At 66.8% G+C, this 22,444-nt stretch carries 28 protein-coding genes; 15 read left to right on the plus strand and 13 right to left on the minus strand.

What is annotated here, in order from left to right; translation table 11 throughout:
• Positions 1-53: 53 nt before the first annotated feature.
• From NX068_RS10475 to NX068_RS10485, 3 genes are all read right to left on the minus strand, one after another.
• The gene (locus NX068_RS10475) at positions 54-590 is read right to left on the minus strand and encodes a TPM domain-containing protein (RefSeq protein WP_263461218.1); all 537 of its coding nucleotides are present in this window, start codon (positions 588-590) and stop codon (positions 54-56) included.
• Positions 591-1,526, minus strand: coding sequence for a TPM domain-containing protein (locus tag NX068_RS10480; RefSeq protein WP_263461219.1), 936 nt, complete (start codon positions 1,524-1,526; stop codon positions 591-593).
• A gap of 63 nt (positions 1,527-1,589) precedes the next feature.
• Complete coding sequence (locus NX068_RS10485; protein WP_263461220.1) at positions 1,590-2,213, minus strand: LemA family protein; 624 nt, start codon at positions 2,211-2,213, stop codon at positions 1,590-1,592.
• Between the two features lie 228 nt (positions 2,214-2,441).
• Between NX068_RS10485 and NX068_RS10490 the strand changes: the two genes are divergently transcribed.
• Positions 2,442-2,765, plus strand: a complete 324-nt coding sequence (locus tag NX068_RS10490; protein WP_263461221.1) for a DUF2249 domain-containing protein — start codon at positions 2,442-2,444, stop codon at positions 2,763-2,765.
• Between the two features lie 25 nt (positions 2,766-2,790).
• On the opposite strand, the gene NX068_RS10495 is transcribed toward NX068_RS10490, so the two are convergent.
• Positions 2,791-3,372, minus strand: coding sequence for a glutathione peroxidase (locus NX068_RS10495; RefSeq protein WP_263461296.1), 582 nt, complete (start codon positions 3,370-3,372; stop codon positions 2,791-2,793).
• Positions 3,373-3,518: 146 nt separating this feature from the next.
• The gene (ppk2, locus tag NX068_RS10500; protein ID WP_442806724.1) at positions 3,519-4,763 is read right to left on the minus strand and encodes a polyphosphate kinase 2; all 1,245 of its coding nucleotides are present in this window, start codon (positions 4,761-4,763) and stop codon (positions 3,519-3,521) included.
• A 155-nt stretch (positions 4,764-4,918) separates the two neighbouring features.
• Between ppk2 and NX068_RS10505 the strand changes: the two genes are divergently transcribed.
• The gene (locus tag NX068_RS10505; protein ID WP_263461222.1) at positions 4,919-5,863 is read left to right on the plus strand and encodes an alpha/beta hydrolase; all 945 of its coding nucleotides are present in this window, start codon (positions 4,919-4,921) and stop codon (positions 5,861-5,863) included.
• Positions 5,864-5,920: 57 nt separating this feature from the next.
• Here the strand turns inward: NX068_RS10505 and NX068_RS10510 are convergent, their stop codons facing one another.
• Positions 5,921-6,781, minus strand: coding sequence for an HDOD domain-containing protein (locus NX068_RS10510; RefSeq protein WP_263461223.1), 861 nt, complete (start codon positions 6,779-6,781; stop codon positions 5,921-5,923).
• Between the two features lie 221 nt (positions 6,782-7,002).
• On the opposite strand from NX068_RS10510, the gene NX068_RS10515 reads away from it, so the two are divergent.
• Positions 7,003-8,835: an SLC13 family permease gene (locus NX068_RS10515; protein ID WP_263461224.1), complete on the plus strand. Its 1,833-nt coding sequence runs from the start codon at positions 7,003-7,005 to the stop codon at positions 8,833-8,835.
• Between the two features lie 11 nt (positions 8,836-8,846).
• Here NX068_RS10515 and NX068_RS10520 read toward each other — a convergent pair whose 3' ends face one another.
• Complete coding sequence (locus NX068_RS10520) at positions 8,847-9,650, minus strand: DODA-type extradiol aromatic ring-opening family dioxygenase (protein WP_263461225.1); 804 nt, start codon at positions 9,648-9,650, stop codon at positions 8,847-8,849.
• 192 nt (positions 9,651-9,842) lie between these two features.
• Between NX068_RS10520 and tadA the strand changes: the two genes are divergently transcribed.
• The 4 genes from tadA to NX068_RS10540 are packed head-to-tail and all read left to right on the plus strand — an operon-like array spanning position 9,843 to position 12,030.
• Positions 9,843-10,307, plus strand: coding sequence for a tRNA adenosine(34) deaminase TadA (gene tadA / locus NX068_RS10525; protein ID WP_263461226.1), 465 nt, complete (start codon positions 9,843-9,845; stop codon positions 10,305-10,307).
• Positions 10,308-10,787 (plus strand): L,D-transpeptidase, encoded by a 480-nt coding sequence (locus NX068_RS10530; protein ID WP_263461227.1) that lies wholly within the window; start codon positions 10,308-10,310, stop codon positions 10,785-10,787.
• Positions 10,784-11,260, plus strand: coding sequence for a GNAT family N-acetyltransferase (locus NX068_RS10535; protein WP_263461228.1), 477 nt, complete (start codon positions 10,784-10,786; stop codon positions 11,258-11,260). The genes NX068_RS10530 and NX068_RS10535 overlap by 4 nt, the downstream gene beginning before the upstream one ends.
• Complete coding sequence (locus NX068_RS10540; RefSeq protein ID WP_263461229.1) at positions 11,257-12,030, plus strand: spermine/spermidine synthase domain-containing protein; 774 nt, start codon at positions 11,257-11,259, stop codon at positions 12,028-12,030. Before NX068_RS10535 ends, NX068_RS10540 begins: the two co-directional genes overlap by 4 nt.
• Positions 12,031-12,288: 258 nt before the next feature.
• Here the strand turns inward: NX068_RS10540 and NX068_RS10545 are convergent, their stop codons facing one another.
• On the minus strand, positions 12,289-12,435 hold the full coding sequence (locus tag NX068_RS10545; protein WP_263461230.1) for a hypothetical protein: 147 nt from the start codon (positions 12,433-12,435) through the stop codon (positions 12,289-12,291).
• A 328-nt stretch (positions 12,436-12,763) separates the two neighbouring features.
• Here NX068_RS10545 and NX068_RS10550 point away from each other — a divergent pair, with 328 nt between their 5' ends.
• Positions 12,764-13,975 carry an NAD(P)/FAD-dependent oxidoreductase gene (locus NX068_RS10550; RefSeq protein ID WP_263461231.1) on the plus strand — a complete coding sequence of 404 codons (1,212 nt, stop codon included), beginning with the start codon at positions 12,764-12,766 and terminating at the stop codon, positions 13,973-13,975.
• 234 nt (positions 13,976-14,209) lie between these two features.
• Here the strand turns inward: NX068_RS10550 and NX068_RS10555 are convergent, their stop codons facing one another.
• From NX068_RS10555 to ygfZ, 5 genes are all read right to left on the minus strand, one after another.
• Positions 14,210-14,767, minus strand: a complete 558-nt coding sequence (locus tag NX068_RS10555; RefSeq protein WP_263461232.1) for an RrF2 family transcriptional regulator — start codon at positions 14,765-14,767, stop codon at positions 14,210-14,212.
• A gap of 2 nt (positions 14,768-14,769) precedes the next feature.
• Entirely contained in the window at positions 14,770-15,045 is a 276-nt protein-coding gene (locus tag NX068_RS21260; protein WP_442806725.1) for a hypothetical protein, read from the minus strand.
• Positions 15,046-15,108: 63 nt separating this feature from the next.
• Positions 15,109-15,885: an NRDE family protein gene (locus NX068_RS10565; protein WP_263461233.1), complete on the minus strand. Its 777-nt coding sequence runs from the start codon at positions 15,883-15,885 to the stop codon at positions 15,109-15,111.
• A 4-nt stretch (positions 15,886-15,889) separates the two neighbouring features.
• Positions 15,890-16,237, minus strand: coding sequence for a DUF4936 family protein (locus NX068_RS10570; protein ID WP_263461234.1), 348 nt, complete (start codon positions 16,235-16,237; stop codon positions 15,890-15,892).
• Between the two features lie 35 nt (positions 16,238-16,272).
• Positions 16,273-17,322 carry a CAF17-like 4Fe-4S cluster assembly/insertion protein YgfZ gene (ygfZ, locus tag NX068_RS10575; protein ID WP_263461235.1) on the minus strand — a complete coding sequence of 350 codons (1,050 nt, stop codon included), beginning with the start codon at positions 17,320-17,322 and terminating at the stop codon, positions 16,273-16,275.
• A 146-nt stretch (positions 17,323-17,468) separates the two neighbouring features.
• Here ygfZ and mltG point away from each other — a divergent pair, with 146 nt between their 5' ends.
• The 7 genes from mltG to NX068_RS10610 are packed head-to-tail and all read left to right on the plus strand — an operon-like array spanning position 17,469 to position 22,437.
• Complete coding sequence (gene mltG / locus NX068_RS10580) at positions 17,469-18,485, plus strand: endolytic transglycosylase MltG (RefSeq protein ID WP_263461236.1); 1,017 nt, start codon at positions 17,469-17,471, stop codon at positions 18,483-18,485.
• Positions 18,482-19,135 (plus strand): dTMP kinase, encoded by a 654-nt coding sequence (gene tmk, locus NX068_RS10585; RefSeq protein WP_263461237.1) that lies wholly within the window; start codon positions 18,482-18,484, stop codon positions 19,133-19,135. The genes mltG and tmk overlap by 4 nt, the downstream gene beginning before the upstream one ends.
• Positions 19,132-20,208 (plus strand): DNA polymerase III subunit delta', encoded by a 1,077-nt coding sequence (gene holB, locus NX068_RS10590; RefSeq protein ID WP_263461238.1) that lies wholly within the window; start codon positions 19,132-19,134, stop codon positions 20,206-20,208. The genes tmk and holB overlap by 4 nt, the downstream gene beginning before the upstream one ends.
• The gene (locus tag NX068_RS10595; protein ID WP_263461239.1) at positions 20,205-20,570 is read left to right on the plus strand and encodes a PilZ domain-containing protein; all 366 of its coding nucleotides are present in this window, start codon (positions 20,205-20,207) and stop codon (positions 20,568-20,570) included. Before holB ends, NX068_RS10595 begins: the two co-directional genes overlap by 4 nt.
• A gap of 37 nt (positions 20,571-20,607) precedes the next feature.
• Complete coding sequence (locus NX068_RS10600; protein ID WP_263461240.1) at positions 20,608-21,384, plus strand: TatD family hydrolase; 777 nt, start codon at positions 20,608-20,610, stop codon at positions 21,382-21,384.
• Entirely contained in the window at positions 21,365-22,087 is a 723-nt protein-coding gene (locus tag NX068_RS10605) for an ankyrin repeat domain-containing protein (RefSeq protein WP_263461241.1), read from the plus strand. Before NX068_RS10600 ends, NX068_RS10605 begins: the two co-directional genes overlap by 20 nt.
• Before the next feature lie 11 nt (positions 22,088-22,098).
• Positions 22,099-22,437, plus strand: a complete 339-nt coding sequence (locus NX068_RS10610; protein WP_068636552.1) for a zinc ribbon domain-containing protein YjdM — start codon at positions 22,099-22,101, stop codon at positions 22,435-22,437.
• Positions 22,438-22,444: the final 7 nt, after the last annotated feature.

Genomic DNA, 22,444 nt, shown 5'->3' on the forward strand with positions numbered 1-22,444 from the left:
CAGAGGCAAAACGATGCCCGGCGCGGAACCGGGCAGCGAAGCGGGGCGGAGGTTCAGCGCAGAACCGGGTGATCGGGCAGCGAGTTCTCCCTGGCGGCACGATCGTCGCCTGCCGCGGGAAAGTGTTGCGCGAGCCGGGTGTGGACGCCTTCCAATGCGCGGCTGAGCCCTTCTTCCAGGCGCCCGGCGCGCAGGCTTGCGCTGCATTCCTGGACGACGGCCTGCCAGTCGGCGTTCGGGACATGGCGCGCAAGTCCGCGGTCGGCAAGGATCTCGAGGTGGTGTTCGGCAAGCGACAGGTAGATCAGCACGCCGTTGTTGTGCTCGGTGTCCCAGACTCGCTGCTTGCCGAACGTGGTCAGCGCGCGGTCGCGCAGCACTTCGCCGATCGGTTCGCCGTGCCGGATCGTCCGCCACAGGTAGCGCAGCGGCAGGCTGGCTTCGATGCATAGGCAGATCTGTCCGGTATGTGCGGCTTCGCTTTCGGTGATGCGGGCCTCGAGGCGAGTCAGCGCATCGCTGCCGATGGCGCGCTGGGCGTCGTCGGCGTCCAGCCACAGGTGGCGGAGAAGTCGTGCGAGCCTGTTCATTCACCACCTCCCCGAAGCGCCGCCGCCGCCGAAGCTGCCGCCGCCGCCCGAGCCGAAGCCGCCGCCGAAACCGCCGCCACGGCCACGGCCGCCCCCCCAGATGATCGGCCCGCCGCCGCGGTGGAAGCCGCCACGGCCGCCGCCACCCCGACCACCACCGCCGATGCCGAGCATGATCACGAACACCAGCGCCGCAATGCCGCCGAGGATGCCTATTGCCAGGCTGCCGGTCAGCAGTTTGATGACGAAGCCGGTCACGCCGCCGGTCGCCACCGCGCCGAGCTTGCGGCCGAACATGCCGGTCAGGAACGAGCCTGCCACCGGCACGGCGATGAACAGCAGGGCGGCGAGATCTTCCAGTGCCGGCGCATCGTTGCCGGGCCCGGCGGGAGCGGGGAGGGGCAGGTCTTCGCCGCGAATCCGCGCCATCAGCCCGTCGAGGCCGGCATCGATGCCGCCGGCGAAATCGCCCTGGCGGAAGGCGGGGGTGATCAGCCGGTCGATGATCTGATGGGCGGCGAGATCCGGCACCGCGCCTTCGAGCGCGCGCGCGACTTCGATCCGCACGCGGCGGTCGTTCCTGGCCACCACCAGCAGGATGCCGTCGCCGATTTCGCGGCGCCCGATCTTCCAGTTGTCGGCGACGCGCCAGGCGTAGGCGGCGATGTCCTCCGGCGCCGTGGTGGGCACGAGCAGGACGACGATCTGGCTGCCGCGCTCGGCCTCGAAGCGGGCGAGCTTCTGTTCCAGCGCCTGTTGCTGCGTGCTGTCGAGCGTTCCGCTGCGGTCGATGACACGGGCGGTGAGTTCCGGCACCGGCTGCAGTTGCTGCGCCTGAACGGCGCCAGGCCAGGCCAGGATCAGCGGAACAAGAAGAAGCAGGTGGACAAGAAACCGCCAGCCGGGCGTGGCGGGCCGCGCTGCCGGGAGGCGCATGGGCGGGCCGGGCTGCCGGGCGCCTGTCGTCATTGTTGCCTCGTCATGGTCGCCATCCGGCCGTCACTTGCTGCCCTGGCTGGAGCTGCCGAAGTCGACCGTCGGCGGGCTGGAGATCTCGGCTTCGTTGGCGACGCTGAAGCTGGCCTTGGGCGAGTAGCTGAAGATCATCGCCGTCAGGTTGGTCGGGAAGCTGCGCGCCAGCACGTTGTACTGCTGCACTGCGTCGATGTACTTGTTGCGCGCGACGGTGACGCGATTTTCCGTGCCTTCGAGCTGCACGCGCAAGTCCTGGAAGCCCTGGTTGGCCTTCAGGTTGGGGTAGTTCTCCGATACCGCGAGCAAGCGCGACAGGGCGCTGCCGAGCTGGCCCTGGGCCTGCTGGAAGCGCTCCATTGCCTGCGGGTCGTTCATCATCTCGGGCGTGACCTGGATCGCGGTGGCGCGCGAACGCGCCTCGATGACGCGGCTCAGGGTCTCCTGCTCGAAGTTGGCTTCGCCCTTGACCGTCTCGACCAGGTTGGGAATCAGGTCGGCGCGGCGCTGGTACTGGTTCAGGACTTCGGCCCAGGCCGACTTGGTCTGTTCGTCCAGGCGCTGGAAATCGTTGTAGCCGCAGCCGCCCAGGGCGAGGCTGGCACTGAGGATCAGGATGGCGGGAGCGCGGCGGGTGAATCGAGCGAGCATGGCAGGATCTCCTGGGACGGGGTGGTCCGCTTCGGGTTTGTTTGATTTGTCCGATGAAACTTTAGCAGGTCTGCCGCGAGGGAGTTGCGGTGGCCATGGCGCATGCAGGCCGATTTCTTGTTCTGCCTCAAGGTTTCCGGCCGGAGCTGTCCCTTAGCATTCGCGTCACTGCGTGACCGGCCGCAAGCGAAGCCAAAGTCCGGAATCCGAATCGAGGGAATCTCTGCCATGTTCGACAATGCCGTCCATCCTTTCGACGCCCGTGGCGTCGCCAAACGCTTTCGCCATGCCGCCATCTTCGGTGCTCTCGAGTCGCTGGAGGACGGTGAGACGATGCGCTTCGTGAACGATCACGACCCGCTGCCGCTGCTCAACCAGATCCAGCAGCGCTACGGCAACCAGGTGGCGATCGACTATGTCGCCCGCGAACCGGGCAACATCGTGATCGATTTCCGCATCCAGCTCGGCGCCGGCGCCGAAGCCGCGCCGGCCGCTGTGGCGGGCGCGGGAAGCTGCGGCGGCGGCAACGGCTGCGGATGCTCCGGCGGCTGAAACGGTGGGGCGGTCGGGAAGGTGCTCAGAGCACCTTCTCGATCGCCTTGCGCAGCTCGGGCGCGTCGGGTGTGACGCGGCTGGGGAAGGCCGCGACGACCTTGCCGTTGCGGTCGATGAGGTATTTGTGGAAGTTCCAGCGTGGAGCTTCGGACTGGCGCGCGATTTCGCGGAACAGCGGGTGGGCGTTCGGCCCGCGGACGTGGATCGGCGCGAACATGTCGAAGCTGACGCCGAAATTCACGAAGCAGACTTCCGCCGCCTCGGCTTCGTCCTTGGCTTCCTGCTTGAAGTCGTCGGACGAAAAGCCGGCAAGCTTCAGGCCCTTGTCCTTGTACTGCTGGTGGAGCGCCTCCAGCCCCTCGAACTGGCCGGTGAAGCCGCAATGGCTCGCGGTATTCACGACCAGCACCGGCTGACCGCCGAAGCGTTGCGCCAGGTCTACCGTCTCTTCGGAATGCAGGCGGCGAAGCTGGTGGTCGAACAAGGGCGCCTGCGAGGGTGTCTGCTGAACGGCGGCGGGCGCCTGTGCAAGGGCGGGGGCATGCGCTGCGAGTGCGGCGACGGCCAGCGATGCGAGGACTGAGGCTCTGCGGCGAGCGGGCATCATTGCTTCTCCTGAGGAATGTGCGGTCGACAGCGGCTTGTCGTCGAGGTTCGCCACCGGGTTCGGCAGGGGCGGAACCCGGCGGAGACGCAAATCCGGCCGGCGATTGCCGCGAATCCACTTCGCCGCCCGCCTGCGCGGACGATTCAGAGCAGCGGCACGCCTTCCTTCTCGCCGCGCTCGTACACCACGTTGGCGCGGCCGACCAGCAGCGGGTCGAGCGGCTTGATGAGGCTGATGTCCTTGTTGGCGTAAGGCATCTTGTGCAGCACGTAGCGCAGTGCGTTGAGGCGCGCGCGCTTCTTGCAGTCGGATTTCACCACCGTCCACGGCGCATCGGCGGTGTCGGTGTAGAAGAACATCGCTTCCTTGGCCTTGGTGTAGTCGTCCCACTTGTCGAGCGAGGCGAGGTCGATCGGCGACAGTTTCCACTGCTTCAGCGGATGGTTTTCACGCTCCCTGAAGCGGCGGCGCTGCTCCTCGCGGCTGACCGAGAACCAGAACTTGATCAGGTGGATGCCGCTGCGCACGAGATTGCGCTCGAACTCCGGCACCTGGCGCATGAATTCGTTGTACTCGTCGGCCGAACAGAAGCCCATCACGCGCTCGACGCCTGCGCGGTTGTACCACGAGCGGTCGAACAGCACGATTTCGCCCGCCGTGGGCAGGTGCTGGATGTAGCGCTGGAAGTACCACTGGCCCTGTTCGGATTCGCTCGGTTTTTCCAGTGCGACGACACGCGCACCGCGAGGATTCAGGTGTTCCATGAAGCGCTTGATGGTGCCGCCCTTGCCGGCGGCGTCGCGGCCCTCGAACAAGATCACGACGCGCTGGCCGGTTTCCTTGACCCAGGCCTGCAGCTTCAGCAACTCCACCTGCAGGCGGTACTTCTGCTTCTCGTAGGCCTTGCGCGACATCAGGTTGCGGTAGGGATAGCCGCCGCTGCGCCAGTCCTCGGCAAGTTCGTCGTCGGGGTGCAGATCGTCATTGCCGAGCTTCGCGTCGGCCTTCATCAGCGCGCGGCGCAGCATATGGACATCGTCGGGCGAGGCGCCGGCGAGGATCGCTTCGAGTGCCTCCGCGGCCTTGGCGGGAGCGGCGCCGGTTTCACGCTGTAGGATGTCGGTGAGCGCGACCAGCTTGGAGTCCTGCGCGCCGGCCGTGGCCTGGTCGACTTCGAAGTTCTCGATGCCTTCCGGACTCAGATCCGGGGCGATGTCTCCACTGCGGGTGCTGCGTTTCGCCCGGGAACTGGATGCCGCCCTGGGCTGCGGAGCGGATTTCGACTGCGGCTTCGATTTCATCCTGGGTTCGGCTGCGGGCAGAGACTGGCCGCCGTCCGAACCGGAGTCGCGGGCAGGGAGGGCTGCGTTGTTGTGGTCTTTCGTCATGCGGCGATCTCCATTGAATAACGATTCATTTTACGCCTCGTCCAGGCAATGCGTGGCGTGCGGTAATGCGCGCATGCGCCGCTGAACGGCGCGAGCGGCTAGAATTGCGGCCCCGAATCCGCTGACGGCGCATGTACGGCGCCATGTAGAACATCATGCCCCTGAGCCCCGAGGCCCGTTCCCTGCTCGACATGGCCTATCGTGTCGGTGCGCCGAAATTCCACGAGCTGTCGCCGGCCCAGGCCAGGCATTCCTTCCAGAAGCTGCAGTTCGCTTTCCGGCCGGAAGCGCCGGCGGTGGCGTCGACCACCGAAGTGCCGATGGCGCGCGCCGACGGCAGCGCCTTGCTGTCGCGGCTGTATCGTCCGCTGTCCAGTGCGCCGCAGGACGTGCTGCCGCTGCTGATCTATTTCCACGGCGGCGGCTGGTGTGTCGGCGACGTCGCGAGTTATGACGTGCTGTGCCGCCAGCTTGCGAATGCGTCGGGCTGCGCGGTGCTGTCGGTGGAATACCGGCTGGCGCCCGAGCATCCCTTTCCGGCCGCGCTCGACGATGCCGCGCTGGCTTTCGACTGGGCGGTGCAGCAGGCCGATCTGCTGGGCATCGATGCCGGGCGCATCGCCCTGGGGGGCGACAGCGCGGGCGGCAACCTCTCGATCGTCACCGCGCTGTCATTGCGCGGCGCCGGGATCGGACCGCGCTTCCTGCTGCTGATCTACCCGTCCACCGAAATCCTCAGCGAGCGGCCTTCGCGGCAGCGCTACGGCGAAGGCTACTTTCTCGATTTCGGCACCCTGCAGTGGTTCTTCGAGCGCTATCTGCCTGATGGGAATACCGAGGATTGGCGTGCGTCGCCGATGCGCGCCGCCTCACTCGCCGGCCTGCCGCCGGCGATGCTGATCTCGGCGGAGTTCGATCCGCTGGTCGATGACTGCGCCGCTTTCGCCCATCGCCTGCGCGAGGAAGGCTGCGAGGTGGACTACCTGCAGGTGGACGGCATGGTCCATGGCTTCATCACGCTGGGAAAACTCTTTCCGCATGCGAACGACGCGGTCCGGGCCGCGGCCGGCGCAGTCGCCGCTGCACTGCGGGCCGGGTGAGGGCGTCCACCGGCGCGGAGGGCGGCGCCAGCCGGGCCCGGTGGTGCCGGTCTGGCGTCAGCCGCTGACCGCGGCGAGCATTTCCTTGCGCGTCGCGTTTGCCGCTTCCATCATCGAATCGAGTTCACGCCGGCCGTCGTCGCCCAGGCTGGCGTCGAGCAGTTCCGGCCGGTGCCGGATGCCGAGCAGGTCGGCGAAGGGATCGGGTGTCTTCGCCGCCAGCGTGGAGAGGAAAACGACGTCGTCCAGCGTGCGTGGCGGCCACTCGATCGCACCCTCGGCATTCAGGTCGACCGCCTGGACGATGTCATCGGGGAGCTCGAAGGTTTCGAGCACTGCGCGCTTGATCGGCTCGTCCCACAGCATGACGAATTCGGCGAAGCGTGCGGTGTCGTTTTCGAGCGCGGGGTAGTCCGACGCCTTGGCGAGCAGGTAGAACTGGCCGATATTGACCATCAGCCCGGCCAGCAGCGCGGTGTCGGCGTTGCCCTGCGACTGGTGGCGCGAGAAGGCGTAGGCCCACGAGGCGACGTCGATCGAATGCACCCACAGGCCCGACGCGATCAGGCGCATCCGCGGCGAGCGATGGTCGCGCGCCAACTGGTCGGCGGCGACCGCGTAGGCAAGGCAGCGCAGCGTAGACAGGCCGATGCGCGCGATTGCGCTGGCGACGCTGGTGATTTCCTTCTGATAGGGGTTCAGCAGCAGGGAGTTGGCCATGCGCAGGACTTTCGCGCTGAGCAGGGGTTCGGCACGCACCAGCTCGGCGATGCTGTCGAGCGAGGAGTTCGGATCGTCGGCGATCTTCTTGATGCGCAGGGAAAGGTCGAACACCGTGGGAAAGCTGAGGTTGCCAGCCTTCAATTCGTGGTCCATGTCGGCGGCAAAGGCCCTGATCTGTCGTTCGAACGCTTCCATCGCGTGAATACCTGTTTCTGTTTGATGTGTGATAGCGGGTCCGAGGTCTCGCCCGATGTTCCTGGAGGCTTTGCGGCGGGCATGAACCTGTGTCGGGTCCGATTCTAGCCTGCATGGTGGGTTGGTGCGCGGCCCGTCGTGGTTCTCGCTTATGCTTCACGCCCGCGGAAGAGGGCTGCCACGCCGTACCGTCCGCCGTTTCTGCCATTCGATCGATGACCATGAATCCTGAAATGCTGTGGGTGTTCGGGCTGCTCGCCCTGTGTGTCGGCTGCTTCGTCGTCAACCGGCCGCGCATGGACGTGGTGGCGGTCTGCGCCATGCTCGCCCTGGTGTTGAGTGGAACCCTGAGCGTGGGCGAGGCGCTGGCCGGCTTCAGCGAGCCGAGCGTGATCCTCATCGCGGCCTTCTTCGTCATCGGCGAGGGCCTGGTCCGCACCGGCGTGGCCTTCCGCGTCGGCGACTGGCTGGTCGAGCGCGCCGGCAGCAACGAGACCCGCCTGCTGGTGTTGCTGATGCTGGCGGTGGCGCTGCTCGGCTCGGTGATGAGTTCGACCGGGGTGGTGGCGATCTTCATCCCGGTCACGCTGAGCATCGCTGCGCGCATCGGCGCCGAGCCGCGGCGGCTGATGATGCCGCTGGCCTTCGCCGCGCTGATGAGCGGCATGCTGACGCTGGTCGGCACGCCACCCAACCTGGTGGTGAATGCGGAACTGAACCGCATCGGCGAGGCGGGCTTCGGCTTCTTCGACTTCACGCCGATGGGCCTCGCGGTGCTCGGTTTGGGCGTGGTCTACATGCTCCTGGTCCGCAACTGGCTGGCCGGCCCGGCATCGCCGCAGGCCCAGGTGCGGAGCCGCCGCCGTCGCTTGCGCGAACTGGCGGAGGACTATCGGTTGATCGACCGCGCCCGCCGCATGATGGTGACGAACGGTTCGCCGATGATCGGCCGCACGCTCGGGGAATTGCAACTGCGCTCGCGCTACGGCGCCAACATCATCGCCATCGAGCGCAGCCGCCAGTTCGGCCGCGTGATGCTGACCACCGCTGCCAATCGCGAGATCCTACCGGGCGACATCATCCTGGTCGATTGCGGCCGTGGCGAGGAAGGGACCGCACGCTTCATCGACAACATGAAACTGCTGCAGCGTGCCTTCCGCGATGACTACTTCACCGAGCTGTCGCGCGAACTGGGGCTCGCCGAAGTGCTGATTCCGCCCGGTTCGAGCCTGACCGGCAAGTCCATTCTCGAATTGCGCATGCGCACCCAGCGCGGCGTGAACGTCATGGGCCTGCGGCGCAACGGCCAATCGCTGGCCGACAATCTGCTCGACGAAAAACTGAAGATGGGCGACACCCTGCTGATCGCCGGTACCTGGAAATCGATCCGTCTGCTGCATACCCAGGCGCACGACTTCCTCGTGTTGACGCTGCCGGCGGAGATCGACGAGGCCGCACCCGCGGCGCGCAAGGCGCCCCATGCGCTGCTCTGCCTGGCGATCACGGTGGCCCTGATGATCAGCGGCATGGTACCCAACGTCATCGCCGCGCTGATCGGCTGCGTGCTGATGGGCGCGCTGCGCTGCATCGACATGGACAGCGCCTACCGCAGCATCCACTGGCAGAGCCTGATCCTGATCGTCGGCATGCTGCCCTTCGCCACCGCGCTGCAGAAGACCGGCGGCATCGACCTGCTGGTCGGCGGCATGCTGTCGCTGACCGGCGAGGGCTCGCCGCGGATGGTGATGGCGGCGCTGTTCGGCCTGACCGCGGTGGTCGGGCTGTTCGTGTCGAACACGGCAACGGCAGTGCTGATGGCGCCGATCGGCATCGGCCTGGCCGCCCAGCTCGGCGTGTCGCCTTATCCGTTCGCGATGACGGTCGCGCTGGCGGCTTCGGCGGCCTTCATGACCCCGGTATCCTCGCCGGTGAATACGCTCGTGCTGGGGCCGGGCAATTACCGCTTCGGCGACTTCCTGCGCGTCGGCGTGCCGTTCACGGTGCTGGTGATGCTGGTCGTCATCGGCCTGCTGCCGCTGCTGTTCCCCTTCTAACGCGGTGTCGATCAGGCTGGATCGTCGAACACGTAAGCGTCCATTGCCAGTGTCCCGTAGCGCACGTCGTCAGCGGCGATGCGCCGGGCCTGCCAGGCTTCGCCTGCCGCGCCCAGCGCGAACAGCAGTGGCAGCAGGTGCTCGTCCGTGGGATGGGCATGTTCGGCGTGCGGGGCGCGGCTGCGATAGTCCAGCAACGCGCCGGTATCGCCGGCTGCCAGCGTGGCGGCGATCCAGCCAGCGAAGGCCCGCACGTAGTCGTGCACAGGGCCGGGTTCGCGGCGCAATTCGTAGAGATTGTGCGTCAGGCTCCCTGAACCGATGATCAGCACCCCCTGCTCGCGCAGCGGTGCCAGCGCGCGGCCGAGTTGCAGATGGTGTGCGGGCCCGAATCGGGGGTGCAGCGAAAGCTGGACGACCGGTATGTCGGCATCCGGGTACATGTGCATCAGCGGAACCCAGGCGCCGTGGTCCAATCCGCGCTGCGGATCGGCCTGGGCGGCGATGCCGGCGCCGCCGAGTGCCTCCAGCACGCGTTGCGCCCAGGTGGGCGAGCCCGGCGCGGGATAGCGCAGTTCGTACAAGGGCTTCGGAAAGCCGCCGAAGTCGTGGATGGTCTCCGGGTGCTCGGCCGAAGTCACCGAGAGCCGCGCATCCATCCAATGGGGCGAGGCAATGACGATGGCTTCGGGGCGTGGCAGCTTCTCGGCCAGCGAACGCAGTTCGCTTCCGGCAATGCCGGGTTCGATGGCGAACATTGGCGAGCCGTGCGAGACGAAGAGGCTGGGAAGCCTGGGTGTGGACGATCTGGACATATGGTGTTCCTGTGCAGTGCGAATGGCAGGAGGACTGCCTCGATGGCACCGATCAGCTTAAGCGGAGCGCGCTGCGGGATAAACAGCTTGGCAGATGCTTAACTGTTCCATTCTTGTAATCAATCAATGGGCAGGCACGTCGTGCCCGGGCCCGTCCGCTAGAATCCGTGGCATCGGAAAATGGACACGCAGATGAACGACGAAGACTACATGCGCGCGGCGATGGAAGAAGCCCGCCGGGCCGGCGCCTGCGATGAAGTGCCGGTCGGCGCGATCGTGGTGCTGGACGGCGAGATCGTCGGCCGCGGCTTCAACCAGCCGATCGGCCGTCACGACCCCACCGCCCACGCCGAGATCATGGCCTTGCGCGACGCCGCCGCGCGGCTGGGCAACTACCGCCTGCCGGGCTGCGAGCTGTTCGTGACCCTGGAGCCCTGCGCGATGTGCTCGGGCGCGATCATGCACGCCCGCATCGCGCGCGTGGTGTTCGGCGCGCGCGACCCCAAGACCGGCGTTGCCGGCAGCGTGCTCGACCTGTTCGCCGAGACGCGCCTCAATCACCATGCCACGATCGAAGGCGGCGTGCTCGGCGAGGATTGCGGGCGCATGCTGTCGGACTTCTTCGCCGCCCGCCGCAACAAGACCATGGTGGCCTGAATGCAGATCCGCGTCGACATCGGCCGCCAATGCCTGGAACTGTTCGGCGGCGACGGCGCCTGCCTTCGCCGCTATCCGGTATCGACCGCGCGCAACGGAGCCGGCGAGGAGAACGGCAGCCTGCGCACGCCGCGCGGCCGCCACCGCATCCGCGCCCGCATCGGCGCCGGCGCGCCCTGTGGCGCGGTGTTCCGCGGCCGCCGGCCGACCGGCGAATGCTGGACACTTGAATTCGCCGCCGCGCACCCGGGACGCGACTGGGTGCTGAGCCGCATCCTGTGGCTGTGCGGCGAGGAGCCGGGGCGCAACCGTCTCGGCAGCGTCGATTCGATGCGGCGCTACATCTACATCCACGGCACCGGCGACGACCAGCCGATGGGCGTGCCGCTGTCGCATGGCTGCGTGCGCATGCGCAACCGCGACGTCATCGAATTGTTCGATTTGGTGCAGGCCGGAACGCCGGTGGAGATCTGCGAATGAAGCACGTGGACGACAAGGGCAGGGCCGGCGAAGTCCGTATCGACATCGTCGATTGGCCGGCCGCGCAGGCGCGGGTGATGCCGCTGCGCATGCGGGTGTTCGTCGTCGAGCAGGGCGTACCGGCCGACATCGAGCTCGACGAGTTCGACCCGCAGAGCCGCCATGCCGTCGCCACCGATGCTGGCGGCAGCGTGATCGCCACCGGCCGCTTGCTGCCGGACGGCCACATCGGCCGCATGGCGGTGGATGCCGCCTGGCGCGGACGCGGCGTCGGCGGGGCGGTGCTCGAAGCGCTGGTGATAGAAGCCGGCGCGCGCGGCATGGCGCAGGTGCTGCTCAATGCCCAGCTACAGGCGCTGGATTTCTATCGCCGGCATGATTTCGAGGAATACGGCGAAGTCTTCGTCGAAGCCGGCATCCCGCACCGGGCGATGCGGCGGATGCTCGCAGAGCGGCGGGACAGCACGGGATGAGCGGTCAGCAGCACGACAGCCCCTGCGTGTCCGACTTCGGCGACCTGCGCTCGCTGCAGTTCGACGGCCTGACGGTGCAGAGCATGATGTCGATCACCTGGCCGCATCTGCTGGCGCTGGACTACACGCGGGCGATGATGGGCTTCCTGCTGTTCAGGCCGCAGCCGCGCCACATCCTGATGATCGGCCTCGGCGGCGGTTCGCTGGCCAAGTACTGCCTGCATGCGATGCCGGAAGTCCGCTTCACCGCGGTGGAAATCAATCCCGAGGTGATCGCGCTGCGCGAGCGTTTCGGCATCCCGCCGGATGACGAGCGCTTCCGCGTGATCTGCGCCGACGGCGCCGAGCATGTGCGCGACTGCGGTGACGGCGACGACGCACCCGACGTGCTGCTGATCGATGGCTTCAATGCCGCCGGGCTGCCCGAAGGGCTGGGCAGCCCGGCCTTTTATGCCGACTGCCGCCGGGCCTTGGCGCCCGGCGGCGTGCTGGCCATCAACCACTGGGCGGGAGATCCCCGCTACCCGATCTACGCCTCGAGGCTGCGCGAGGCCTTCGACGGCCGCGTGCTGTCGATTCCGGCGGAAGAGGGCGACAACCGCATCAGTTTCGCGGCCGCCGATACCGCCTTCCCGCCGTCGCGCGGCCAGATCCTGGCACGCAGCACGGCGCTGGACGGGATGCACAGCTTCGACATCGGCAACATCGCCCAGCGCGTGCTGGCGCGGCTCGATCGGATGCCGATGCATCGGTCCGGCAGTACGGGATAGGGACACGCTGAACAAGTGATGCTTCACCGGACGTTGGAACGTTCTGAAGCTTGAGCAGGTAAACCCGCTTCGGTTTGTTCGACTTGCAGTTTCCAACGACTGGCAAACCTCCCATGGCTTCCATGGGAACGGTTTACCTGTGCAAAGCGTGTCTCCAGTCGATCCCGGGATGCACGTGTCTCCGCCCCTGGCCGCCGCAGCCACCTTCCGGCAGAGACCGACCACGTCGCGGAGGCCGGAGCTGAATCCCTGTCCAGCTCACGGCGGCGTGACGTGCGCAGTGCCGCCGATCAGCGCCACCCTGCCGTTCGCGAAGCACCCGGCCACGCGGGAGCCGTGCGTGTAGGGGCGGATGCGCACGATCTCGAGGCGGTCCACGGCGCCACCGATATGCCGGCGTTTCAACTGGCGGATGTTCGATCAGCGCGATGTCGTGCTGCTTCCCGGCGAAGGCCATCCTGATCCAGCGCCTGCCGCGCGCGGTCTCGTGCATGCCGAGGACACCGGCATGGCAGAGCGCCGCGGCTTACGGATCGATCGCGAACAAGGCCAGATGGATAGCCGAATCTGGGTCGGTAGAAATGCTCAATTGGCCCTTGTGTCGCTTAACTAAGACTAATATAGTCGTAGTTATAGGCATGAGGCTGCTCGTGCCGCTTAGTTGGCCGGAGCGCTTCATCCCAGGTGCCGGTCCGGTCGGGTGACACCAAAATTTGATCCAGGAGCATGACGCATGTCGAAACGCATTCTTGTCATTGGAGCCGGTTTTTCCGGCATGTGGAGCGCGCTGTCCGCTTCCCGCCTGCTTGATCAGGTCGGGCGCGACGATGTAGAGGTTGCACTCATTGCGCCGAAGCCGGAACTGCACGTCCGGCCTCGCCTCTACGAGCAGAACCCGGCGGGCATGAAGGCTCCGCTGGAGAACATTTTCAAGACCGCCGGCATCAGGTTCATCCCGGGCCTGGTGGAAAAAATCGATACGCAAAAGCAGGAAGTGGGCGTCGCTGGGCTGGGCGAAGACGCTTCGTGCCAAACCATCGCTTACGATCGCCTGGTCATCGCTGCCGGCAGCCGCCTGAATTGCCCCCCCATCCCCGGCTTGGGCGAACATGCCTTTAACGTTGACCAGATCGCCGACGCTGCAAAACTGGAAGCACATATCCACGGTCTGGCGAGCCGGCCCAAGAGCGCCGGGCGCAATACTGTGGTCGTTGTGGGTGCAGGCTTCACCGGCATCGAGACGGCAGCGGAAATGCCGGCCCGTCTGCGCGAAACCTTGGGCGCCGATGCAGACGTGAAGGTGATCATGGTCGAACGCAGTGCCGACGTGGGGCCGGACCTGGGACCTAGCCCGCGGCCGGTGATCATACAGGCACTGACCGACCTGGGCGTGGTCTGGAAGCTCGGTTCCGGCGTGGCCTCTGTCGATGCGAAGGGTGTGGCGCTCGAAAACGGCGAACGCATCGAAGCGGGTACGGTCATCTGGACCGGAGGGGCCCGTGCCAGCGGGCTCACGGCGCAAATCCCGGCCGAGCGCGATTCCTTTGGCCGGCTGTACGTGGATCGCAACCTGAAGGTCAAGGGCCTCGACACGGTGCTTGCAACGGGCGATTGCGCTTATGCGGCGACCGATCATGAAGGAAATTACGCGATGATGTCCTGCCAGCATGCAATGAACCTCGGCCGTTCGGCTGGCCATAACGCGGCAGCGGACCTGCTTGGTGAAAGCCTGATCCCGTATAGCCAGCCGAAGTACGTGACCTGCTTGGACCTGGGGCCTTGGGGAGCCGTCTATACGGAAGGCTGGGATCGCCAGGTGAAGATGGCCGGCGCTGAGGCCAAGGCGCTTAAGACGAAGATCAATACTGAATGGATCTACCCCCCGAGCGGAGATCGCGCGGAGCTCTTCGCCTTGGCTGACCCTCGCCGTATCGTCGTAGCTTGATTAAGCCGCCCTGAAAAAGCGGGGTGGCCTTTCTTGGTCGCCCCGCTTTTTCTGCGATGCGCTCGGCACGGGTGCGATCTTGGAGGTGTGAGTTTTCCCATGAGCTGGCCACGGCGAATGCAGCGAAGCGCAACTGCGGGCCGATGGACAAGAACCGGATCTGAGCAGGGCGAGCGGGCAGCCGGGTGGTATGGGAGGGGAGCGGTGAGATTACCTGGCTGCCCCTATCCCGATTCAAGCGCTTTTGCGCGCCCGTCCTCGCGCTGGTTCCGGCCTCTCGCGGCGCCGATTCATCGCGCGATCCGACAGCCATTCGACAACATGCATTTCGTACGCGGCGGGGGCCTTGTCGGCAACGCGCTGAGCCAGATCGTCCAGGGTGTGTCGTTTAAGTTCGTCGCGCATCGCCTTTTCCGCTGCCTGCATGACCGCATGAACGGAACAGGTACCTCGTGTTGCCCAAGCTGGCACACTGTCGTCGAATATCGCGCAACGGCTACGAATTTCACGGCACTCGAACAAGGGCTTGTCACCGTCGATAGCGACAACTACGTCATGCACGGTAATGCGATTGGCGGGCCGTGCAAGTCTGAAACCGCCTTTGATCCCCTCCGTGGCTACAACGAGTTCGGCCTTGGCCAGCTTGGTGAACAACTTGGCCAGGAACTCGCTCGGAATGCCTTGAAGTTCGGCCAGATCCCGAACACTGGCTTCCGCTACGGCGCCATCAGAACGGATCAGGAACAGCAGGCAGTGCAAGCCGTATTCAACCCCTGTGCTGATGTGAGACATTCTCAACTAAGACAGTAAACATCGTAGTTGAAAGCGTATCCAACTTTGACCTGGGCCGCAAGAAAGGCGTCTTGATTTTTGGTGAAGCGGGCATGCGCCAAAACTGAAATTATAGAATTCGCAATTTGGCGTGCTTTTTTGCGCAAACTCAATAGCGGGGTCTCAATTAAACCAATCCGGGAAATCCCCCGGTTCGCTGGGTCGTCGAGCGTAACTTGGGATGGCTGTACAGCTTTCGGTGATTGCGCATCCGCTTCGAGCGGCTCGCCATGATTCATGAAGCCCTTCTCGAGATCGCCTGCTGCATCATTTGCTGGCGGCACCTGCGCAAGGCGTAGAAGTCATTCTGTTAGTACTTCTAGCGCAGTGAAACGATGGATTACTTCGCCATACAGCTCGCCGTGCGCGTCCCAGCTCCATTCGCGCAGGCGGGTGCCGCCCTGGCGGTCGACCATCAGCAGGCTCGAACAGCGCGTGCCGTAGCCCGGTGCGCGGATGAAGGCGGATGACAGCCAGCGCTCCCACTCCAGGCTGATGCCGGTCTCCGGCAGATGGGGGTCGGGGGCCGGCGTGCTGTCGCGCAGCAGGGCCAGCGCGGCCTCGTCGTCCGGCAGCCGCGGCAGCAGCGCGGTCAGGCCTTCGCGCGCCTTCAGCAGCTTCGGCCAGGGCGTGTCGAGCAGATGGTTCGACAGGCCGTAGATGCCGGGTGCCAGCATCCTGACCGCACCGGTGGCGCTTTCCAGCACGCCGAGGCTGCGGCCGTCGCCGACCAGCAGGTTGAAGGCGGCGTAGGCCGTGCTCTCGCCGGCGAGGCGTTTCAGCGTGGTCTCGGCATCGTCGGTCGATTCGAGTGCGTTGCGGACCAGCGCGCCGCGCGACGGCGCCCCTTCGATGTGGCGGCTGGGGTCGCGGTAATTGGTCAGTGCGGCGAAGCGGCCGCTGCGGCTCAGGCCCATCCAGCTGCCGCCGGCTTCCAGGTCGCGGCCGGCGAGCAAGTCGGGCGCGTCGGGCCACCAGTGCGCGGGAGCGGCCGGGCGGGCGAGGTATTCGTCGCGGTTGGCGGCGACGACCAGCGGATAGTCGGGGTGGCTCTGCCAGGCGAAGACGATCAGGCACATGGGTTCAGCGCTCGCGAATGGATTCGGTGAAGCACTCGGCGTGGCGGGTGCCGCCGTCCGCCAGCAGCCCGGTCAGCCGGTGCTCCAGTACGGCGGCGTCCAGCGCCTGCATGAAGGCGGCGCGGTCGCTGACGCCTTCGTAGATTTCCATCCAGGTCAGCGGGTCGTCGGTGCGCCGCATCAGCCGGCCCTCGATGCCGCTGCGCCGTGCCAGCCCGGCCTGCATCGCGCGGACCTGCGCGGCCGCAGCGGAAGTGTCCGCATCGGGCCGCAAGCGGTAATACAGGTAGAGGTGCACGACCTCGGGCACCGCCTCGGCGGCGGCGCGCGGCGCAGCGTCGGGCGTGCTCATCGCTTCGGCATGGAGAGGAGTGGTTCGAGCAAGGCTCAGCCCAGCGAGTAGGGCAGGTCGTGCAGCGCCAGGCTCGATCCATCGACGCTGCCGAGGTGGAGTTCGCCCGCTTCGGCGCTGCTGGTCTGCAGCACCGCGAGCGCCTCGAAGCCGCCGTCGGCCGTCGGCGCGGCATTGACGATCTTGCCGGCGGACTGCTCGCCGAAGGCCGGTGCGTAGACGTCGGTGCCGGCCGCCGGCAGCGGCGTGCCGGACGGACCGGCGACGCGATACATGCGCTTCTTCAGCTTGCCGAGGTATTGCGTGCGGGCGACGATCTCCTGGCCGGGGTAACAGCCTTTCTTGAAGTTCACGCCGCCGATCAGATCGTAGTTCAGCATCTGGGCAACGAACTCTTCCTGCGTCGGCTGGCTGATGAGCGGGATGCCGGCACGGATCATTGCCAACTGCCAGGCGCCGGTGCCGGCCTTGACCGCGCCGGCCGCCTGCAGCGCGTCGAACAGCGCCGGTGCGGCATCGGCTGCCACTGCGACGATGAAGTTGCGCTCGTCCAGGCGGATGCAGCGTGGGCCGCTGGTGCCGCCGGTCTCGTCGCCGCCGGTCTGCTTCATCGCCGCGTCCGGTACCGCGAGGCCGGCGCCGGCGAGCACCGCGCCGGCGTCGTTGCCGCCGACCCCGAGCAGCACCAGTGTTTCGCTGGCATCGGACAGCTTCACCTTGCTGCGCAGCACGTACATCGAGAACTTCTTCAGGAAGGCCGGCAGGACGTCGGCCGACAGCACCATCGAATGGCCGTCACTCTCCGGCCAGATCAGGAAGCTGGCGATCATGCGGCCCTTGGGCGAGTTGAAGCTGTTCCAGGCCGCGCTGTCGGCCGCCATCTTCTGCACCTCGTTGGAGACCAGGTTGTGGATGAAGGCGGCGGAATCCGGGCCGACCGAGCGCACCGTGCCGAGATGCAGCAGCGGCACGACGATGGTGGATTCGGCCACGGCGCGGGCTTCGGCGGCGGGGTCGGCGAAATGAAGATGGTGGTCTGCCAGCTCGGCGCCCTGCTGGGCAAGAAAATCGGTCCAGGCGGTCATGTTCTTGGTTGTGTGGTCCAGCGGATTGGGGTGGGGAAACGGTGGTGCCGGGGCGCCGCCGGGCGGGCCGGCGGCGCGATGCAGTATTATAGGCGCCCGCCAAACGGTGGTCGCCCCTGCGCCCGCCATGGTCTTGTCGATCGACGATGATACGTTTCCTGCTTCGTTCCGTATTGCTGCTCGTGCTGCTGGCCGCCCTCGCGGCGGGCATCGGCACATGGTTCGCCCATCGCCCGCTGGCGCTGAAGAGCGAAGTGGTGGATTTCACCGTGCAGCGCGGCCTGGGCATGCGCCAGGCCGCCAAGGTCATCGCCGAGGCAGGCGTGGACGTCGACCCGGCGTGGCTGAGCTGGCTCGCCCGCATCGGCGGCCGTGCCAATTCCATCAAGGCGGGCAGCTATGAGGTCCATGCCGGCATCACGCCCTGGCAACTGGTGCTGAAGCTGTCGGACGGTGACGTGTCGCAGGCGGACGTGCTGCTGGTGGAGGGCTGGACTTTCAGCCAGGTGCGCAAGGTGCTGGAAAGCCACCCCGAGCTGGAGCCGGATACCGCGGGCCTCAGCGACGCGGAAATCCTCGCCCGCATCGGTGCCGCCGAATCGCATCCGGAAGGCCTGTTCTTTCCGGACACCTATCTGTTCGACAAGCGTTCGGACGCGTCAGGCGTGCTGCGCCGCGCCTATCATGCGATGCAGCAGCGGCTCGACCAGGCCTGGGCTGCGCGCGATCCGGCGCTGCCGCTGAAGACACCCTACGAGGCCTTGATCCTCGCTTCCATCGTCGAGAAGGAAACCGGCCGCGCCGAGGATCGCGGCCTGGTCGCCTCGGTCTTCGCCAACCGTCTGCGCATCGGCATGCCGCTGCAGACCGACCCGACGGTGATCTACGGTCTCGGCGCCGATTTCGACGGCCGGCTGCGGCGCAAGCATCTCGAAACCGACCATCCCTGGAACACCTATACGCGTGGCGGGCTGCCGCCGACGCCGATCGCGATGCCGGGCCCCGACGCGCTGCTGGCGGCAGTGAACCCGCAGCAGAGCGAATTCCTCTATTTCGTCTCGCGGGGCGACGGCAGCAGCCAGTTCTCGCGCACGCTGGCCGAGCACAACCAGGCGGTGAACCGCTTCATCCGCAACGCCGGCAGACCCGGGAGCAAGCCTTGAACGAGAAGCCCTTCAACCCTGGCGAACAGCCGCCGCGCGGGCGCTTCATCACCTTCGAAGGCATCGACGGCGCGGGCAAGAGCAGCCAGATCGCCGCCACCGTCGAACTGCTGCGCGCGCGCGGCATCGAGGTCGACCAGACGCGCGAGCCCGGCGGCACGCCGCTCGGCGAACGTCTGCGCGAGCTGCTGCTGCACGAGCCGATGCATCTGGAAACCGAGGCCATGCTGATGTTCGCCGCGCGCCGCGAGCATCTCGCCGCCCGCATCGAGCCGGCGCTGGCGGCCGGGCGCTGGGTGGTGTGCGACCGCTTCTCGGATGCCAGCTTCGCCTACCAGGTCGGCGGCCGCGGGCTGGCGCGCGACAAGTTCGATGCGCTCGAAGCCTGGGTCCATCCCCGGCTGCAGCCCGACCTGACGCTGCTGTTCGACCTGCCGCCGGAAACCGCTGCCGCCCGCGTCGCGTCGACCGGTGTCGATCCCGACCGCTTCGAGCGTGAGCAGCGCGACTTCTTCGAACGCGTGCGCGAGGCCTATCTCGAACGCGCACGCCAGGCGCCGCAGCGCATCCGCGTGGTCGATGCCGACCGCGCGCCCGAGCTGATCCGTGCCGACATCGAGCGCATCGTGCGCGAGAGCCTGCCGACATGATCCACCCCTGGATGCAGCCGGCGTGGACGCGCCTCGTCGAGCTCGACGGGCGCCTGCCGCACGCGCTGCTGTTCGTCGGCCCGCCCGGCCTCGGCAAGCGCGAACTGGCCGAGGCGCTGGCGGCGCGGCTGCTGTGCGACAGCCCCGCTGCCGACGGCCACGCCTGCGACCGCTGCGAGCCCTGCCAGTGGCGGCTGGCGGGCAACCACCCCGACCTGCATCGCGTGGTACCTGCGGCGGATGCTGCGGCAGCCGGTGCTGCGGCGGCCGACGGCGCCGAAGGCGAGGGTGGGGAAGCGGCGCCGGCCAAGGAAGGCAAGGCCAAGTCCGAGCAGATCCTCATCGAGCAGATCCGCGAGCTGCAGTCGGCGCTGAGCGTCACCGGCCACCATAGCGCGCGGCGGGTGGTAGTGCTCGACCCGGCCGAGGCGATGAACGTGTTCACCGCCAACGCCTTGCTGAAATTGCTGGAAGAGCCGCCCGCAGGCTGCGTGTTCCTGCTGGTGTCGTCGGCGCCGCGCCGCCTGTTGCCGACGATCCGCAGCCGCTGCCAGCAGTGGCCGTTCTCGCGCCCGGACGATGCGGCGCTGGCGCAGTGGAAGGCAGGTGCGGCGCCTTCGATGCAGGCTTTGCTGGCGATCGGCGGCGGCATGCCGCTGGCGGCCGAGCGTATGGCCCAGCGTGGTGCCGATGCCTTGCTCGATCGCTTCGTGCGCGACATCTCCAATCTGCAGGCAGCGGATGCGCTGCGTATCGCCGGCCAGTGGGAAGCCTGGCTGAAGTCGAAGGAAGCACTGGCGGCCGGCTTCGGCTTGCCCGAACTCACCGACTGGATGCAGCGCTGGGTCAGCGACCTGGCGGCCTTGCGGCTGGGCGGCCGAGTCCGCTTCTTTCCGGCCCAGGAAGGCTTGCTGTCGGCGCTCGCCAGCCGCGCCAGCGTGGCCGCGGTGAGCGGCTGCTACAATGAGATTGCGCAGATCCGCAAGGTGTCGCGCCACCCCCTGAGCCTGCGCCTGGTTCTCGAAGACATGTTGCTGCGCTATGCGCGCAGCTTCCCCGGAGCAAGAGGATGAGCAGCCACGCCAAACCGCAGACGGCGCGCCCCAGCGTGCTGTCGCTGAACATCAACTCGAAATCCGCGCTGTATGCGGCCTACATGCCTTTCCTGAACAACGGCGGCCTGTTCGTGCCCACGCCGAAGAGCTACAACCTCGGCGACGAAGTCTTCATGCTGCTGCAACTGATGGACGACCCGACGCGCCACCCGGTGGCAGGGCGGGTGGCCTGGCTGACGCCGCAGGGCGCACAGGGCGGCAAGACGCAGGGCGTCGGCGTGCAGTTTTCCGACGACGATGCCAGCAAGGTGCTGCGCGGCCGCATCGAGCAGATCCTCGCCGGCCACCTCAGCTCCAGCCGGCCGACGCACACGATCTGAGCGTTGCCGACCTGATCCATTCTTTCCGGTTTTCCCGATGTTCGTCGATTCCCACTGCCATCTCGATTTTCCCGACTTGATCGCCCGCGAGGACGAAGTGCTCGCCAACATGGCGGCCAACGACGTCGGCACCGCACTGTGCATCAGCGTCAAGCTCGAGGATTTTCCGCAGGTGCGCGGGCTGGCCGAGCGGCACCCGCAGCTGTGGGCTTCGGTGGGCGTGCATCCCGACAATGCCGACTGCGACGAACCCGACGTCGACCGCCTGGTCGCGCTGGCCGACCACCCCAAGGTGGTCGCCATCGGCGAGACCGGCCTGGACTACTACTGGCAGAAGGACGCGCCCGAATGGCAGCGCGAACGTTTCCGCACCCACATCCGCGCCGCGCGCGAAACCGGCAAGCCGCTCGTCATCCACACCCGCAGTGCGGCAGAAGATACGCTGCGGCTGATGCGCGAGGAAAAGGCCGGTGAAGCCGGCGGCGTCATGCACTGCTTCACCGAAAGCCAGGACGTGGCCGACGCCGCGCTCGAGCTGGGCTTCTACATCTCCTTCTCCGGCATCGTCACCTTCCGCAATGCCAAGGAGCTGAAGGAGGTCGCCCGCCGCGTGCCGCTCGACCGCCTGCTGATCGAGACCGACGCCCCCTATCTGGCGCCGGTGCCGCATCGTGGCAGGACCAACGAACCCGCCTGGGTCGTGCATGTCGCCGAGGAGATCGCCCGCCTGCGCGACGAACCGCTGGCCCGCATCGAACAGGCCTGTACCGACAACTTCTTCCGACTCTTCCATCATGCACAAAGACCTGCCTGAAACCTCCCTGCGCCAGAATCGCAAGCATCCGCTCCGCCGCCTGCTCGCCGCGGCCGCCATTGCCACCCTCAGCCTAAGCGTACATGCGGCCGGCACCTTCGACGATGCGCGCAACGCCGCCGTGCTGGGCGATGCGAAAGGCCTGACCAGGCTGATCGACGGCGGCATCGATCCGAACAGCGTCGATGCCAGCGGCAACTCCCTGCTGATCCTCGCTGCGCGCGAAGGCCAGGCTGCTACGGTCGAAGCCTTGCTGCAGCGCGGCGTGTCGATCGACCAGCAAAGTCCCAGCGGCGATTCGGCGCTGATGCTGGCGGTGCTGGGCGGCTACGACGACGTCGTCCGCGTGCTGCTGAAGGCCGGTGCCAAAGTGAATCACGACGGCTGGGCGCCGCTGCACTACGCCGCCTTCGAAGGCCGCGAATCCATGCTCGATGCGCTGTTCGCCGCCGGCGCGGACGTCAATGCCCGGGCACCGAACCTCGCCACACCGCTGATGCTCGCCGCCCGCAACGGCCATATCAAGGTGGTGCGCCGCCTGCTCGCAGTGCCGGAGACCGACCTGAATGCGCTGAACGACGCCGGCCTGTCCGCCGACGCGTGGGCGCTGCAGAACCGCAACACCGACATCGCCAGGCTGATCGAGGCCGAGCGCAAGCGCCGGGGCCTGCCGGCGCCGTCGATGCGGATCACGATCGAATAAAGGAAGGAAGCATGAGCAGTCTGCCCAAGTGCCCCGAATGCAGCTCCGAATACACCTACGAGGACGGCATCAACTACGTCTGCCCCGAATGCGCGCACGAGTGGCCGCAAGCCGCCGAGGAAGCGGGTGAAGCCGAAAAGGTGTTCAAGGACGCCAACGGCAACGTGCTGCAGGACGGCGACAGCGTCACCGTGATCAAGGACCTGAAGGTGAAGGGTTCGTCGCTGGTGGTGAAGGTCGGCACCAAGGTCAAGAACATCCGCCTGATCGACGGTGACCACGACATCGACTGCAAGATCGACGGCATCGGCGCGATGAAGCTGAAGTCGGAGTTCGTGCGCAAGGCCTGATCACGTC

The organism is Thauera carbonicopians, from assembly GCF_025699485.1.
In the GTDB taxonomy this organism is placed as follows: domain Bacteria; phylum Pseudomonadota; class Gammaproteobacteria; order Burkholderiales; family Rhodocyclaceae; genus Thauera.